Source organism: Streptococcus parasanguinis, assembly GCF_032163505.1.
Lineage (GTDB): Bacteria > Bacillota > Bacilli > Lactobacillales > Streptococcaceae > Streptococcus > Streptococcus parasanguinis_V.
Map to the genome: position 1 here is coordinate 135,684 of NZ_CP134147.1, position 14,317 is coordinate 150,000.

Sequence of the window (14,317 nt, forward strand, 5' to 3'; positions counted from 1 at the left end):
GGTGCCCATCGGGCGTAAGAATAAAAGGAGAATAAAATGTTTGTAAAAAAAGGCGACAAAGTTCGCGTAATCGCTGGTAAAGACAAAGGCGTAGAAGCTGTTGTTCTTACTGCTCTTCCAAAAGTAAATAAAGTTGTTGTAGAAGGTGTAAACATCATCAAGAAACACCAACGTCCAAATAACGAAAACCCTCAAGGTGCAATCGTTGAAAAAGAAGCTCCAATCCATGCTTCTAACGTTCAAGTTTTGGACAAAAACGGTGTTGCTGGACGTGTTGGCTACAAATTTGTAGACGGCAAAAAAGTTCGCTACAACAAAAAATCAGGCGAAGTGCTTGACTAATCACGAAGGAAAGGAGAAGTATAATGGCTAATCGTTTAAAAGAAAAATACCTTAATGAAGTAGTACCATCATTGACTGAACAGTTCAACTATTCATCAGTTATGGCTGTGCCAAAAGTTGATAAAATCGTTTTGAACATGGGTGTTGGTGATGCAGTATCAAATGCTAAAAACCTTGAAAAAGCTGCTGAAGAGCTTGCTTTGATCTCAGGTCAAAAACCATTGATCACTAAGGCTAAAAAATCAATCGCCGGCTTCCGTCTTCGTGAAGGTGTTGCGATCGGTGCAAAAGTTACCCTTCGTGGTGAACGTATGTACGAATTCTTGGATAAATTGGTAACAGTTTCACTTCCACGTGTACGTGACTTCCATGGTGTTCCAACTAAATCATTTGATGGACGCGGAAACTACACACTTGGTGTGAAAGAACAATTGATCTTCCCAGAAATCAACTTTGATGATGTTGATAAAACTCGTGGTTTGGATATCGTAATCGTAACTACAGCGAACACAGACGAAGAATCACGTGCATTGCTTACTGGCCTCGGAATGCCGTTTGCAAAATAATATAGGAGGTAAAACTAATGGCTAAAAAATCTATGATTGCTAAGAACAAACGCCCAGCGAAGTTCTCTACTCAAGCATACACTCGCTGTGAACGTTGTGGACGTCCACACTCAGTTTACCGCAAGTTTAAACTTTGCCGTGTTTGCTTCCGTGAATTGGCATACAAAGGTCAAATCCCAGGTGTTACAAAAGCATCTTGGTAATTTAAGATATCAAGGGCGTTAAAACTCCAAGTGAAAATAGGAAACTTGACGAAGAAACTTTAGTTTCTAGGAAAGTTTATCTTTTTCACACAGAGTTTAGCCCGGGTTCAGTTGGGCTTGCCAATTTGAACACGAGCTACAGCTTTGGCAAAAAAGACCAATTTTCTTTGGAGCATCGCTCCTGCATCAAATTGCCTATTTTTGCTCTCGCTGTTACGCTCTCTGTATCATGTATTAACTAGCAAGTGCAACTTGCAAACTACTAGTAAGAGGAGAAATTATAATGGTTATGACTGACCCAATCGCAGACTTCCTTACACGTATTCGTAACGCTAACCAAGCTAAACACGAAGTACTTGAAGTGCCTGCATCAAACATCAAAAAAGGGATTGCTGAAATCCTTAAACGCGAAGGTTTTGTAAAAAACGTTGAATTCATCGAAGATGACAAACAAGGCATCATCCGTGTATTCTTGAAATACGGACAAAACGGTGAAAAAGTTATCACAAACTTGAAACGTGTATCTAAACCAGGTTTGCGTGTTTACAAAAAACGTGAAGATCTTCCAAAAGTTCTTAACGGACTTGGAATTGCTATCCTTTCAACTTCTGAAGGTTTGCTTACTGATAAAGAAGCACGCCAAAAGAACGTTGGTGGGGAAGTTATCGCTTACGTTTGGTAATATTTAGCTCCCAATTTCGTTGTGACTCTTCGTTATTGTCTCTTGCCTAACCCAAAGTTATGTCTGCGAGACAATGCCTCGATTCACTTAGAAATTGAGACCTAAACATTAACTTTTAAATCAGAAAGATTTAAACCCCGTGAAAACTGGCCCGCAAAGGCCTGACAATTTAACAGGAGAATAAAAAACATGTCACGTATTGGTAATAAAGTTATCGTGTTGCCTGCTGGTGTTGAAATCACTAACAATGACAACGTTGTAACTGTAAAAGGACCTAAAGGAGAACTTACTCGTGAGTTCTCAAAAGATATTGAAATCCGTGTGGAAGGTACTGAAGTAACACTTCACCGTCCAAACGATTCAAAAGAAATGAAAACAATCCACGGAACAACTCGTGCCCTTTTGAATAACATGGTTACTGGTGTATCAGAAGGATTCAAGAAAGAACTTGAAATGCGCGGGGTTGGATACCGTGCACAACTTCAAGGATCAAAACTTGTTTTGGCTGTTGGTAAATCACACCCAGACGAAGTTGAAGCTCCAGAAGGAATTACTTTTGAACTTCCAAACCCAACAACAATCGTTGTTAGCGGAATTTCAAAAGAAGTAGTTGGTCAAACAGCTGCTTATGTACGTAGCCTTCGTTCACCTGAACCATACAAAGGTAAAGGGATCCGTTATGTTGGTGAATACGTTCGCCGCAAAGAAGGTAAAACAGGTAAATAATGTAGTTTGGTTGTTTTTCAACCAACCTTCATCTTACCAACTCAGTGCTTAGCACATGATTTTAAAATTAAGAGGTGAAAATTGTGATTTCGAAACCAGATAAAAACAAAATCCGTCAAAAACGCCACCGTCGCGTTCGCGGAAAACTCTCTGGAACTGCTGATCGCCCACGTTTGAACGTATTCCGTTCTAATACAGGCATCTACGCTCAAGTAATTGATGACGTAGCGGGTGTAACGCTCGCAAGCGCTTCAACTCTTGACAAAGAAGTTTCAAAAGGAACTAAAACTGAACAAGCCGTTGTTGTCGGCAAACTTGTTGCTGAACGTGCAGTTGCTAAAGGTATTTCTGAAGTGGTGTTCGACCGCGGTGGATATCTATATCACGGACGTGTTAAAGCTTTGGCTGATGCAGCTCGTGAAAACGGATTGAAATTCTAATAGGAGGACACTAGAAAATGGCATTTAAAGATAATGCAGTTGAACTTGAAGAACGCGTAGTTGCCATCAACCGTGTAACAAAAGTTGTTAAAGGTGGACGTCGTCTTCGTTTTGCAGCTCTTGTAGTTGTTGGTGACCGTAATGGCCGTGTTGGATTTGGTACTGGTAAAGCTCAAGAAGTTCCAGAAGCAATCCGTAAGGCTGTTGAAGATGCTAAGAAAAACTTGATCGAAGTTCCTATGGTTGGAACAACAATTCCACACGAAGTAAAATCAGTATTTGGTGGAGCTCGTGTATTGTTGAAACCAGCTATTGAAGGGGCTGGGGTTGCTGCAGGTGGAGCAGTTCGTGCCGTTGTCGAATTGGCAGGTATTGCAGATGTTACATCTAAATCACTTGGATCAAACACTCCAATCAACATCGTTCGTGCAACTGTTAACGGTTTAGCACAATTGAAACGCGCTGATGAAGTTGCTGCCCTTCGTGGTATTTCAGTTTCTGACTTGGCTTAAGAAAGGAGATTCAAATGGCTCAAATTAAAATTACTTTGACTAAGTCTCCAATCGGACGCATCCCGTCACAACGTAAAACTGTTGTAGCACTTGGACTTGGCAAATTGAACAGCTCTGTTATTAAAGAAGATAACCCAGCAGTACGTGGTATGATCACTGCTGTATCTCACTTGGTAACAGTTGAAGAAGTAAAATAATCTATTTAAGATAGAAACAAAGTTTTCAGGGGTATGAGAGGTTCTCATCCCCTAAAACTAAATATAAGTATAGGCGAGTTTGTAGTTAGGACACCTTTTCCTGATTACATGCGTTAGCAATTTACAAAAGAGGAGAAAATAAATAATGAAACTTCATGAATTACAACCTGCTACAGGTTCACGTAAAGTCCGCAACCGTGTTGGTCGTGGTACTTCATCTGGTAATGGTAAAACTTCTGGCCGTGGTCAAAAAGGTCAAAAAGCTCGTAGCGGTGGCGGTGTACGTCTTGGTTTTGAAGGTGGACAAACTCCATTGTTCCGTCGTCTTCCAAAACGTGGATTTACAAACATCAACGCTAAAGAATATGCGATTGTAAACCTTGATCAGTTGAACGTCTTCGAAGATGGTGCGGAAGTAACACCAGTTGTACTTGTTGAAGCAGGTATTGTAAAAGCTGAAAAATCAGGTATCAAAATTCTTGGTAACGGAGAATTGACTAAGAAGTTGACTGTTAAAGCAGCTAAATTCTCTAAATCAGCTGAAGAAGCTATCACTGCTAAAGGTGGTTCAGTTGAAGTCATCTAAGTGAGGTGACCTATGTTTTTTAAATTATTAAAAGATGCATTTAAGGTGAAACAAGTACGGTCGAAGATTTTATTTACGATCTTCATCATTCTTGTTTTCCGCATTGGGACCACGATTACAGTGCCTGGTGTAAATGCGAAAATTCTGAACAACCTTCAAGATGTGTCCTTCTTGAACATGCTCAGTTTGGTTTCTGGGAATGCCATGAGGAACTTCTCAGTTTTCGCATTAGGGGTTAGCCCATACATTACAGCTTCGATCGTCGTGCAACTTTTGCAAATGGATCTGTTGCCTAAGTTTGTTGAATGGGGCAAACAAGGGGAAGTTGGTCGAAGAAAGCTCAACCAAGCAACACGCTATATTTCTTTGGTTCTAGCCTTTGTTCAATCCATCGGGATTACAGCAACCTTCCACACCTTGTCTCAGGCGAAATTAGTCGCAACTCCAAACACCAAGACCTATCTATTAATCGGTGCGATTCTGACGACCGGTTCCATGATTGTGACTTGGCTTGGAGAACAAATCACAGATAAAGGCTACGGTAATGGTGTTTCAATGATTATCTTTGCAGGGATTGTGTCATCAATTCCTGAGATGATCAAAGAAATCTATGAAAATGCATTTGTGAACGTTCGTTCTGGTCAAATGACCAATTCCCTCATTTTTGTTGGGGTATTAATCCTTGCAGTCTTGGTTATTGTTTACTTTACAACCTTTGTAGAGCAAGCACAATACAAGATTCCAATCCAATATACAAAGATTGCACAAGGAGCTCCATCAAGTTCTTACCTTCCTTTGAAAGTAAACCCAGCAGGAGTTATTCCTGTCATCTTCGCTAGTTCGATTACAGCAGCGCCTGCTGCAATTTTCCAGGTGATTAGCGCTATGGGTTACAATGCAGGATGGGTGAAAACAGCTCAAGCCATGTTGGCTACAAACACACCAACTGGTGTGGCAATGTATGCCTTACTGATCATTCTCTTCACCTTCTTCTACACGTTTGTTCAGATCAATCCTGAAAAAACGGCAGAAAACCTTCAAAAGAGTGGTGCCTATATCCCAGGCGTCCGCCCTGGTAAGGGGACAGAAGAGTTTATGTCTCGTTTGCTACGTCGTTTAGCAAGTGTCGGATCAGTATTCCTTGGCTTTATTACCATCATTCCAATCCTAGCTCGAGATTTATTTGGTTTGACAGATGCAGTTGCTCTTGGAGGAACTAGTTTGTTAATCATTATTTCAACAGGTATTGAGGGAATGAAACAATTAGAAGGCTACTTATTAAAACGTAAGTATGTCGGATTTATGGACACAACAACAGAATAGAATAAGGTTGACTTTGTCAGCCTTCTATTTTGTTTTTAAATGGAAATAGGAATTCGCTCCTGCTTCCATTTAAAAACAAAATAAGGAGAATTCATCATGAATCTTTTAATTATGGGGTTGCCTGGAGCAGGTAAAGGAACTCAAGCAGCTAAAATCGTTGAAGAGTTTCACGTAGCGCACATCTCCACTGGAGATATGTTCCGCGCAGCGATGGCTAATCAAACTGAAATGGGTGTACTTGCAAAATCATACATTGATAAAGGTGAGTTGGTACCAGATGAAGTAACCAATGGAATTGTGAAAGAACGCCTTGCTCAAGATGATATTAAAGAAACAGGTTTCCTTTTGGATGGCTACCCACGTACAATTGAACAAGCTCATGCCTTGGATCAAACTTTGTCAGATCTTGGTATCACATTAGAAGGTGTTATCAATATTGAAGTTAACCCAGAAAGTTTGTTAGAACGTTTGAGTGGTCGTTTCATCTGCCGTACTTGTGGCGCAACTTACCACAAAGTATTTAATCCTACAAAAGTTGAAGGAACTTGTGATAACTGTCAAGGTCATGATTTCTACCAACGTGAAGATGACAAACCAGAAACGGTTAAACGTCGTTTGGACGTCAATATTGCACAAGGAGAACCAATCATTGAATTTTATCGTTCAAAAGGACTCGTACATGACATCCAAGGGAACCAAGATATCAATGATGTATTTTCAGACATTGAAAAAGTCTTGTCAAATTTGAAATAAAAGCGTTTTTCATGCTTGCAATATTGGACAACTAGTGTTACAATTAGTTAGTCTGACTTATAATTGTTACCTCTGTGCTCAGAGGAATGAATCGAAATTTATGGAGGTACTTTTGCGTGGCAAAAGACGATGTGATTGAAGTAGAAGGCAAAGTAGTCGATACAATGCCGAATGCTATGTTTACGGTTGAACTTGAAAATGGACATCAGATTTTAGCAACAGTTTCTGGTAAAATTCGTAAAAACTATATTCGTATTTTAGCGGGAGATCGTGTTACAGTGGAGATGAGTCCGTACGATTTGACACGTGGACGTATCACATACCGCTTTAAATAATCGAAAAACTTGGAGGGATAAAAATGAAAGTAAGACCATCGGTCAAACCAATTTGCGAATACTGTAAAGTAATTCGTCGTAATGGTCGTGTTATGGTAATTTGCCCAGCAAATCCAAAACACAAACAACGTCAAGGATAAGATAGAAAGGAGAAAACATGGCTCGTATTGCTGGAGTTGACATTCCAAATGACAAACGTGTAGTAATTTCATTGACTTATGTGTACGGTATCGGACTTCCAACATCTAAGAAAATCCTTGCTGCTGCAGGCGTTTCTGAAGATATTCGTGTTCGCGATCTTACACCAGATCAAGAAGATGCTATCCGTCGTGAAGTTGACGCAATCAAAGTTGAAGGTGACCTTCGTCGTGAAGTAAACTTGAACATCAAACGCTTGATGGAAATCGGTTCATACCGTGGTATCCGTCACCGTCGTGGACTTCCAGTTCGTGGACAAAACACTAAAAACAATGCTCGCACTCGTAAAGGTAAAGCTGTTGCGATTGCAGGTAAGAAAAAATAAAATAAAATAAGGAGGTAAAAATCTTGGCTAAACCAACACGTAAACGTCGTGTGAAAAAGAATATCGAATCTGGTATTGCTCATATTCACGCTACATTTAACAACACAATTGTTATGATTACTGATGTGCATGGTAACGCAATCGCTTGGTCATCTGCAGGTGCACTTGGATTTAAAGGTTCTCGTAAATCTACACCATTTGCTGCTCAAATGGCATCAGAAGCTGCTGCAAAAGCTGCTCAAGAACACGGACTTAAATCTGTTGAAGTAACTGTTAAAGGTCCTGGTTCAGGTCGTGAGTCTGCTATTCGTGCACTTGCTGCTGCTGGTCTTGAAGTAACTGCAATCCGCGATGTAACTCCTGTACCACACAATGGTGCTCGTCCTCCAAAACGTCGCCGTGTATAATCATCAACAATTACACAGCTTTTCGTTTAAGAGGGAGTATAGCAAATGATTGAGTTTGAAAAACCAAATATAACAAAAATTGATGAAAACAAAGATTATGGCGTGTTTGTCGTAGAACCACTTGAACGTGGCTATGGTACAACACTTGGAAACTCACTTCGTCGTGTACTTCTGGCTTCACTTCCAGGTGCAGCTGTCACTTCAATCAACATTGAAGGTGTACTCCACGAATTTGATACCGTTCCAGGAGTCCGTGAAGACGTTATGCAAATTATTCTTAACGTTAAAGGAATCGCCGTTAAATCTTACGTCCAAGACGAAAAGATTATTGAACTTGATGTAGAAGGACCTGCAGAAGTAACTGCTGGAGATATTCTTACTGATAGTGACATCGAAATTGTAAACCCTGATCATTATCTATTTACAATCGGAGAAGGAGCATCTTTGAAAGCAACGCTTACTGTAAACAGTGGACGTGGCTATGTTCCAGCTGATCAAAACAAAAAAGATGATGCACCAGTGGGAACACTTGCTGTAGATTCAATCTATACGCCAGTGACTAAAGTCAATTACCAAGTTGAACCAGCACGCGTTGGTAGCAACGATGGCTTTGACAAGCTAACCCTTGAAATTTTGACAAATGGGACAATCATTCCAGAAGATGCCTTAGGTTTGTCTGCTCGTATTTTGACAGAACACCTAAATCTATTCACAAACTTAACTGAAATTGCTATTGCAACAGATGTTATGAAGGAAGTGGATACAACTTCTGATGATCGCATTTTAGAACGTACGATCGAAGAATTAGATCTTTCAGTTCGTTCATATAACTGTTTGAAACGTGCTGGCATTAATACTGTTTACGATTTGACTGAAAAATCAGAAGCAGAAATGATGAAAGTTCGTAACTTGGGACGTAAGAGTCTTGAAGAAGTTAAAATCAAACTTGCCGACTTAGGCCTTGGGTTAAAAAACGATAAATAGAGGAGGAATACATGGCTTACCGTAAACTAGGACGCACTAGCTCACAACGTAAAGCGATGCTTCGCGATTTGACTACAGATCTTATCATCAATGAAGCAATTGTAACAACTGAAGCACGTGCGAAAGAAATCCGTAAATCAGTTGAAAAAATGATTACTTTGGGTAAACGTGGTGATTTGCATGCACGTCGTCAAGCTGCTGCATTCGTACGTAACGAAGTTGCATCACAAAACTTTGATGAAGAAACAGGTAAATACTCAGAAACAACTGCACTTCAAAAATTGTTCTCTGAATTAGCACCTCGTTATGCTGAGCGCAATGGTGGATATACTCGTATCCTTAAAACTGAACCACGTCGTGGTGATGCTGCGCCAATGGCTATCATCGAATTGGTATAATATCATCAATTTTGTTGAGTGTTATGATGATGGAATACACTGTTATTCTTAGTCTAGCTCTGGTCTACCGCTGGGGATTTTCCCCAGCGGGAACACTCATCATATTGAATGAATGGTAGACGCTTGTTTACGAAATTGCTTTAATTTAAAACAATTTCGTAAGCAGGCGTTTTGTCTTGCTTTTCATGAGTAGTCGAGAATAGCAAAAAATGATATAATGGAACCCAAATCTCCAATAGAAGAAAAAGGATTCAATGACAAAACAACAAGCAATTAAATTACTAAAAGAGAAGTACCTTAGTAATATGAAAGAGGATTCGGAACTCTTTGTCGGAGTTGAATTAGAGTTTCCGATTGTAGAAACAAATGGAAATAAAACAAATATAGAGGTGACGAAAAATCTTTTTCGAACCTTAGCTAACTTATCAGATTTTGAAGTCGAAAAAAAAGATGACGATCAAAATCCCATTCAATTAGTTCACTGCTATTCTAAAGATCGTATTCTATTCGAGTTGAGTTACAATACAATTGAATTTGCATTTGAGAGAGCTCGTTCTATAAATGAGGTAGCCAAACGTTTTGAGGACTATTTGAAGATTATTCAACCTATTTTGCAAGAAAATAATCACGAAATTCAAGGGCACGGAATTCATCCTCTGTGGCAAGAAAATGATAATAGCCCAGTGAAAATCGAACGATACAAGATGTTAATGGCTTTCCTTGCAATGAATGGTACAGGGATGAAGACACACTCCTATCCTTTGTACGGAGCATTTATATGCGGAAACCAGGTTCAATTGGATGTAAGGCGCGATAACTATCTTCGCATCATTAATGCATTTAATAAAATTGAAGCAGCAAAAGCATATTTGTTTTCTAACTCAGAATTTTCAGCAGAGGTTTGGGATACAAGAATTTCCAGAGATATTTTCTGGGAAGAATCCTTACATGGTTATTATAAGGAAAATGTAGGGGTTTATCCTAAGGACTACCAAAGCGAAGAAGAGTTTTTTAATAATCTCGCTAGAACGGCTATTTTTACGGCAACTAGAGAGGGCAAATCATATTATTTTAAACCAATTCGAGTGGAGGACTATCTAGATCAAAAAGAAATTACAGCCTATACGGCTGATGGAAATGAGAAAATCATTAACCCTGTGAAAGAAGATCTAAAACAACATCGAAGTTACCAATTTCAGGATTTAACTGCTCGTGGGACTGTGGAATTTAGAAGTGTTTGTACACAACCATTAGAAACCACCTTTGCCCCGATAGCCTTTGAGTTGGGCTTATTTGTACAGTTAGAAAAACTAGAAAGCTATTTAGAGTATTCTTTATTCTTTAAAAATGAAGAACAGGACTACAGAAAACTTAGAAAGAAATATTCAAAGAAAAATCTAAGTGAAAAGGAAAAAGAAGCGATACAATCCTTTTCAAAAGATCTTCTAGACATAGCTAAAGCAGGATTAACGAAAAGAGGTTACAGGGAAGAAAAATTTCTCATCATTAACAAAGAACTAGACTAATAGAAAAGCCTTATTACAGGCTTTTCTTTGTTGCTTTCAAAAAAACTTTCAAAAAAATAAAAAATTTTGTAAAAAAGTATTGACAGTAAGGTAAGGTCATGATATACTAATATAGTTGTCGCGCGAGAGCGACAAAGACCTTTGAAAACTGAACAAGACGAACCAATGTGCAGGGCGCTATAACTAAGGTTATAGTAACTGAACAATAAAAAAACAATAAATCTGTCAGTGACAGAATGAGTTTAAGACAAACAATTATTTTAATGAGAGTTTGATCCTGGCTCAGGATGAACGCTGGCGGCGTGCCTAATACATGCAAGTAGAACGCTGAAGCTTGGTGCTTGCACCGAGCGGATGAGTTGCGAACGGGTGAGTAACGCGTAGGTAACCTGCCTCTTAGCGGGGGATAACTATTGGAAACGATAGCTAATACCGCATAAAAGTCGACATTGCATGATGTTGACTTGAAAGGTGCAATTGCATCACTAAGAGATGGACCTGCGTTGTATTAGCTAGTTGGTGAGGTAACGGCTCACCAAGGCGACGATACATAGCCGACCTGAGAGGGTGATCGGCCACACTGGGACTGAGACACGGCCCAGACTCCTACGGGAGGCAGCAGTAGGGAATCTTCGGCAATGGGGGCAACCCTGACCGAGCAACGCCGCGTGAGTGAAGAAGGTTTTCGGATCGTAAAGCTCTGTTGTAAGAGAAGAACGAGTGTGAGAGTGGAAAGTTCACACTGTGACGGTAACTTACCAGAAAGGGACGGCTAACTACGTGCCAGCAGCCGCGGTAATACGTAGGTCCCGAGCGTTATCCGGATTTATTGGGCGTAAAGCGAGCGCAGGCGGTTAGATAAGTCTGAAGTTAAAGGCTGTGGCTTAACCATAGTACGCTTTGGAAACTGTTTAACTTGAGTGCAGAAGGGGAGAGTGGAATTCCATGTGTAGCGGTGAAATGCGTAGATATATGGAGGAACACCGGTGGCGAAAGCGGCTCTCTGGTCTGTAACTGACGCTGAGGCTCGAAAGCGTGGGGAGCAAACAGGATTAGATACCCTGGTAGTCCACGCCGTAAACGATGAGTGCTAGGTGTTGGGTCCTTTCCGGGACTCAGTGCCGCAGCTAACGCATTAAGCACTCCGCCTGGGGAGTACGACCGCAAGGTTGAAACTCAAAGGAATTGACGGGGGCCCGCACAAGCGGTGGAGCATGTGGTTTAATTCGAAGCAACGCGAAGAACCTTACCAGGTCTTGACATCCCTCTGACCGCTCTAGAGATAGAGTTTTCCTTCGGGACAGAGGTGACAGGTGGTGCATGGTTGTCGTCAGCTCGTGTCGTGAGATGTTGGGTTAAGTCCCGCAACGAGCGCAACCCCTATTGTTAGTTGCCATCATTGAGTTGGGCACTCTAGCGAGACTGCCGGTAATAAACCGGAGGAAGGTGGGGATGACGTCAAATCATCATGCCCCTTATGACCTGGGCTACACACGTGCTACAATGGCTGGTACAACGAGTCGCGAGTCGGTGACGGCAAGCTAATCTCTTAAAGCCAGTCTCAGTTCGGATTGTAGGCTGCAACTCGCCTACATGAAGTCGGAATCGCTAGTAATCGCGGATCAGCACGCCGCGGTGAATACGTTCCCGGGCCTTGTACACACCGCCCGTCACACCACGAGAGTTTGTAACACCCGAAGTCGGTGAGGTAACCGTAAGGAGCCAGCCGCCTAAGGTGGGATAGATGATTGGGGTGAAGTCGTAACAAGGTAGCCGTATCGGAAGGTGCGGCTGGATCACCTCCTTTCTAAGGAAATGGAAACCTGTACGTTGGTCTTGTTTAGTTTTGAGAGGTCTTGTGGGGCCTTAGCTCAGCTGGGAGAGCGCCTGCTTTGCACGCAGGAGGTCAGCGGTTCGATCCCGCTAGGCTCCATTAACACTGTAAGGGTGTTAAGATTGAACATTGAAAATTGAATATCTATATCAAATAGTAACAAGAAAATAAACCGAAACGCTGTAAATATTTAAAGAGTTTAGGTCGCAAGACCAAAAATAAGGTTAAGTTAATAAGGGCGCACGGTGGATGCCTTGGCACTAGAAGCCGAAGAAGGACGTGACAAACGACGAAATGCTTTGGGGAGCTGTAAGTAAGCGACGATCCAGAGATGTCCGAATGGGGGAACCCACTAGCTGATGGCTAGTACTCCTATCTGTTAAGGATAGGTAGAGGAAGACGCAGTGAACTGAAACATCTAAGTAGCTGCAGGAAGAGAAAGCAAAAGCGATTGCCTGAGTAGCGGCGAGCGAAACGGCAGGAGGGCAAACCGAAGAGTTTACTCTTCGGGGTTGTAGGACTGCAATATGGACTTAAAGATTATAGAAGAATGACATGGGAAGGTCAGCCAAAGAGAGTAAGAGCCTCGTATTCGAAATAGTCTTTATACCTAGCAGTATCCTGAGTACGGCGGGACACGAGAAATCCCGTCGGAATCTGGGAGGACCATCTCCCAACCCTAAATACTCTCTAGTGACCGATAGTGAACCAGTACCGTGAGGGAAAGGTGAAAAGCACCCCGGGAGGGGAGTGAAATAGAACCTGAAACCGTGTGCCTACAACAAGTTCGAGCCCGTTAATGGGTGAGAGCGTGCCTTTTGTAGAATGAACCGGCGAGTTACGATATGATGCGAGGTTAAGTTGAAGAGACGGAGCCGTAGGGAAACCGAGTCTGAATAGGGCGTCTTAGTATTATGTCGTAGACCCGAAACCATGTGACCTACCCATGAGCAGGTTGAAGGTGAGGTAAAACTCACTGGAGGACCGAACCAGGGCACGTTGAAAAGTGCTTGGATGACTTGTGGGTAGCGGAGAAATTCCAAACGAACTTGGAGATAGCTGGTTCTCTCCGAAATAGCTTTAGGGCTAGCGTCGACATTAAGATTCTTGGAGGTAGAGCACTGTTTGGGTGAGGGGTCCATCCCGGATTACCAATCTCAGATAAACTCCGAATGCCAATGAATTATGGTCGGCAGTCAGACTGCGAGTGCTAAGATCCGTAGTCGAAAGGGAAACAGCCCAGACCACCAGCTAAGGTCCCAAAATAATTGTTAAGTGGAAAAGGATGTGGGGTTGCACAGACAACTAGGATGTTAGCTTAGAAGCAGCTATTCATTCAAAGAGTGCGTAATAGCTCACTAGTCGAGTGACCCTGCGCCGAAAATGTACCGGGGCTAAAACAATTTACCGAAGCTGTGGATACCTTTATAGGTATGGTAGGAGAGCGTTCTATGTGTGGAGAAGGTGTACCGTGAGGAGCGCTGGAACGCATAGAAGTGAGAATGCCGGTATGAGTAGCGAAAGACAGGTGAGAATCCTGTCCACCGTAAGACTAAGGTTTCCAGGGGAAGGCTCGTCCGCCCTGGGTTAGTCGGGACCTAAGGAGAGACCGAAAGGTGTATCCGATGGACAACAGGTTGATATTCCTGTACTAGAGTATGTAGTGAAGGAGGGACGCAGTAGGCTAACTAAAGCGTGCGACTGGAAGTGCACGTCTAAGCAGTGAGGTGTGAATTGAGTTAAATGCTTAATTCTATAACATTGAGCTGTGATGGGGAGCGAAGTTTAGTAGCGAAGTTAGTGACGTCACACTGCCAAGAAAAGCTTCTAGCGTTTAAACATACTCTACCCGTACCGCAAACCGACACAGGTAGTCGAGGCGAGTAGCCTCAGGTGAGCGAGAGAACTCTCGTTAAGGAACTCGGCAAAATGACCCCGTAACTTCGGGAGAAGGGGTGCTGGCTTTCAGTCAGCCGCAGT

General features: G+C 41.9%; 18 protein-coding genes, 1 tRNA gene and 2 rRNA genes (1 of these 21 running past the window's edge). All 21 read left to right on the forward strand.

Features of this window, described 5'->3' with window-relative positions; translation table 11 throughout:
* Positions 1 to 36 precede the first annotated feature (36 nt).
* Positions 37 to 342: a 50S ribosomal protein L24 gene (gene rplX / locus RIN70_RS00780; RefSeq protein WP_003002315.1), complete on the forward strand. Its 306-nt coding sequence runs from the start codon at positions 37 to 39 to the stop codon at positions 340 to 342.
* 23 nt (positions 343 to 365) lie between these two features.
* Positions 366 to 908, forward strand: a complete 543-nt coding sequence (rplE, locus tag RIN70_RS00785; protein ID WP_003009606.1) for a 50S ribosomal protein L5 — start codon at positions 366 to 368, stop codon at positions 906 to 908.
* Positions 909 to 925: 17 nt separating this feature from the next.
* Positions 926 to 1,111 (forward strand): type Z 30S ribosomal protein S14, encoded by a 186-nt coding sequence (locus RIN70_RS00790; RefSeq protein ID WP_001085699.1) that lies wholly within the window; start codon positions 926 to 928, stop codon positions 1,109 to 1,111.
* 283 nt (positions 1,112 to 1,394) lie between these two features.
* The gene (gene rpsH, locus RIN70_RS00795; protein ID WP_003010897.1) at positions 1,395 to 1,793 is read left to right on the forward strand and encodes a 30S ribosomal protein S8; all 399 of its coding nucleotides are present in this window, start codon (positions 1,395 to 1,397) and stop codon (positions 1,791 to 1,793) included.
* A 189-nt stretch (positions 1,794 to 1,982) separates the two neighbouring features.
* A complete protein-coding gene (rplF, locus tag RIN70_RS00800) occupies positions 1,983 to 2,519 on the forward strand; it encodes a 50S ribosomal protein L6 (RefSeq protein ID WP_003009612.1) in 537 nt (178 codons plus the stop codon).
* Positions 2,520 to 2,602: 83 nt separating this feature from the next.
* Complete coding sequence (gene rplR, locus RIN70_RS00805) at positions 2,603 to 2,959, forward strand: 50S ribosomal protein L18 (RefSeq protein ID WP_003010871.1); 357 nt, start codon at positions 2,603 to 2,605, stop codon at positions 2,957 to 2,959.
* Positions 2,960 to 2,976: 17 nt separating this feature from the next.
* Positions 2,977 to 3,471, forward strand: coding sequence for a 30S ribosomal protein S5 (rpsE, locus tag RIN70_RS00810; RefSeq protein ID WP_118398117.1), 495 nt, complete (start codon positions 2,977 to 2,979; stop codon positions 3,469 to 3,471).
* Between the two features lie 14 nt (positions 3,472 to 3,485).
* A complete protein-coding gene (gene rpmD / locus RIN70_RS00815) occupies positions 3,486 to 3,668 on the forward strand; it encodes a 50S ribosomal protein L30 (protein WP_002894509.1) in 183 nt (60 codons plus the stop codon).
* A gap of 145 nt (positions 3,669 to 3,813) precedes the next feature.
* Positions 3,814 to 4,254 carry a 50S ribosomal protein L15 gene (rplO, locus tag RIN70_RS00820; RefSeq protein WP_118398114.1) on the forward strand — a complete coding sequence of 147 codons (441 nt, stop codon included), beginning with the start codon at positions 3,814 to 3,816 and terminating at the stop codon, positions 4,252 to 4,254.
* Positions 4,255 to 4,266: 12 nt separating this feature from the next.
* Positions 4,267 to 5,577, forward strand: coding sequence for a preprotein translocase subunit SecY (secY, locus tag RIN70_RS00825; RefSeq protein ID WP_023920186.1), 1,311 nt, complete (start codon positions 4,267 to 4,269; stop codon positions 5,575 to 5,577).
* Between the two features lie 96 nt (positions 5,578 to 5,673).
* Positions 5,674 to 6,330, forward strand: coding sequence for an adenylate kinase (locus RIN70_RS00830; protein WP_003017039.1), 657 nt, complete (start codon positions 5,674 to 5,676; stop codon positions 6,328 to 6,330).
* A 116-nt stretch (positions 6,331 to 6,446) separates the two neighbouring features.
* A complete protein-coding gene (gene infA, locus RIN70_RS00835; protein ID WP_001029883.1) occupies positions 6,447 to 6,665 on the forward strand; it encodes a translation initiation factor IF-1 in 219 nt (72 codons plus the stop codon).
* 23 nt (positions 6,666 to 6,688) lie between these two features.
* Positions 6,689 to 6,805 (forward strand): 50S ribosomal protein L36, encoded by a 117-nt coding sequence (rpmJ, locus tag RIN70_RS00840; protein WP_001808836.1) that lies wholly within the window; start codon positions 6,689 to 6,691, stop codon positions 6,803 to 6,805.
* Positions 6,806 to 6,822: 17 nt separating this feature from the next.
* Positions 6,823 to 7,188 carry a 30S ribosomal protein S13 gene (gene rpsM, locus RIN70_RS00845; RefSeq protein ID WP_003009631.1) on the forward strand — a complete coding sequence of 122 codons (366 nt, stop codon included), beginning with the start codon at positions 6,823 to 6,825 and terminating at the stop codon, positions 7,186 to 7,188.
* 23 nt (positions 7,189 to 7,211) lie between these two features.
* On the forward strand, positions 7,212 to 7,595 hold the full coding sequence (rpsK, locus tag RIN70_RS00850; RefSeq protein ID WP_003002390.1) for a 30S ribosomal protein S11: 384 nt from the start codon (positions 7,212 to 7,214) through the stop codon (positions 7,593 to 7,595).
* A 45-nt stretch (positions 7,596 to 7,640) separates the two neighbouring features.
* Complete coding sequence (locus RIN70_RS00855; protein ID WP_003009635.1) at positions 7,641 to 8,579, forward strand: DNA-directed RNA polymerase subunit alpha; 939 nt, start codon at positions 7,641 to 7,643, stop codon at positions 8,577 to 8,579.
* Positions 8,580 to 8,590: 11 nt separating this feature from the next.
* Positions 8,591 to 8,977 carry a 50S ribosomal protein L17 gene (rplQ, locus tag RIN70_RS00860; RefSeq protein ID WP_003002399.1) on the forward strand — a complete coding sequence of 129 codons (387 nt, stop codon included), beginning with the start codon at positions 8,591 to 8,593 and terminating at the stop codon, positions 8,975 to 8,977.
* Positions 8,978 to 9,231: 254 nt separating this feature from the next.
* Positions 9,232 to 10,503: a glutamate-cysteine ligase family protein gene (locus RIN70_RS00865; protein ID WP_118398111.1), complete on the forward strand. Its 1,272-nt coding sequence runs from the start codon at positions 9,232 to 9,234 to the stop codon at positions 10,501 to 10,503.
* Positions 10,504 to 10,762: 259 nt separating this feature from the next.
* A 16S ribosomal RNA gene (locus tag RIN70_RS00870) occupies positions 10,763 to 12,310 on the forward strand.
* 53 nt (positions 12,311 to 12,363) lie between these two features.
* Positions 12,364 to 12,436: transfer RNA gene (locus tag RIN70_RS00875), tRNA-Ala, on the forward strand.
* 123 nt (positions 12,437 to 12,559) lie between these two features.
* Positions 12,560 to 14,317: ribosomal RNA gene (locus RIN70_RS00880) — 23S ribosomal RNA — on the forward strand (it continues 1,143 nt past the right edge of the window).
* Together the 16S and 23S rRNA genes with 1 tRNA gene alongside form the textbook arrangement of a ribosomal RNA operon.

Coding starts and splice junctions, on each gene's coding strand:
- rpsE (WP_118398117.1), top strand. CDS start 2,977: ATGGCATTTAAAGATAATGCAGTTGAACTTGAAGAACGCGTAGTTGCC.
- rplQ (WP_003002399.1), top strand. CDS start 8,591: ATGGCTTACCGTAAACTAGGACGCACTAGCTCACAACGTAAAGCGATG.
- RIN70_RS00790 (WP_001085699.1), top strand. CDS start 926: ATGGCTAAAAAATCTATGATTGCTAAGAACAAACGCCCAGCGAAGTTC.
- RIN70_RS00855 (WP_003009635.1), top strand. CDS start 7,641: ATGATTGAGTTTGAAAAACCAAATATAACAAAAATTGATGAAAACAAA.
- rplO (WP_118398114.1), top strand. CDS start 3,814: ATGAAACTTCATGAATTACAACCTGCTACAGGTTCACGTAAAGTCCGC.
- RIN70_RS00830 (WP_003017039.1), top strand. CDS start 5,674: ATGAATCTTTTAATTATGGGGTTGCCTGGAGCAGGTAAAGGAACTCAA.
- rplF (WP_003009612.1), top strand. CDS start 1,983: ATGTCACGTATTGGTAATAAAGTTATCGTGTTGCCTGCTGGTGTTGAA.
- rplX (WP_003002315.1), top strand. CDS start 37: ATGTTTGTAAAAAAAGGCGACAAAGTTCGCGTAATCGCTGGTAAAGAC.
- rplE (WP_003009606.1), top strand. CDS start 366: ATGGCTAATCGTTTAAAAGAAAAATACCTTAATGAAGTAGTACCATCA.
- rpmD (WP_002894509.1), top strand. CDS start 3,486: ATGGCTCAAATTAAAATTACTTTGACTAAGTCTCCAATCGGACGCATC.
- RIN70_RS00865 (WP_118398111.1), top strand. CDS start 9,232: ATGACAAAACAACAAGCAATTAAATTACTAAAAGAGAAGTACCTTAGT.
- secY (WP_023920186.1), top strand. CDS start 4,267: ATGTTTTTTAAATTATTAAAAGATGCATTTAAGGTGAAACAAGTACGG.
- rpmJ (WP_001808836.1), top strand. CDS start 6,689: ATGAAAGTAAGACCATCGGTCAAACCAATTTGCGAATACTGTAAAGTA.
- rpsM (WP_003009631.1), top strand. CDS start 6,823: ATGGCTCGTATTGCTGGAGTTGACATTCCAAATGACAAACGTGTAGTA.
- rpsH (WP_003010897.1), top strand. CDS start 1,395: ATGGTTATGACTGACCCAATCGCAGACTTCCTTACACGTATTCGTAAC.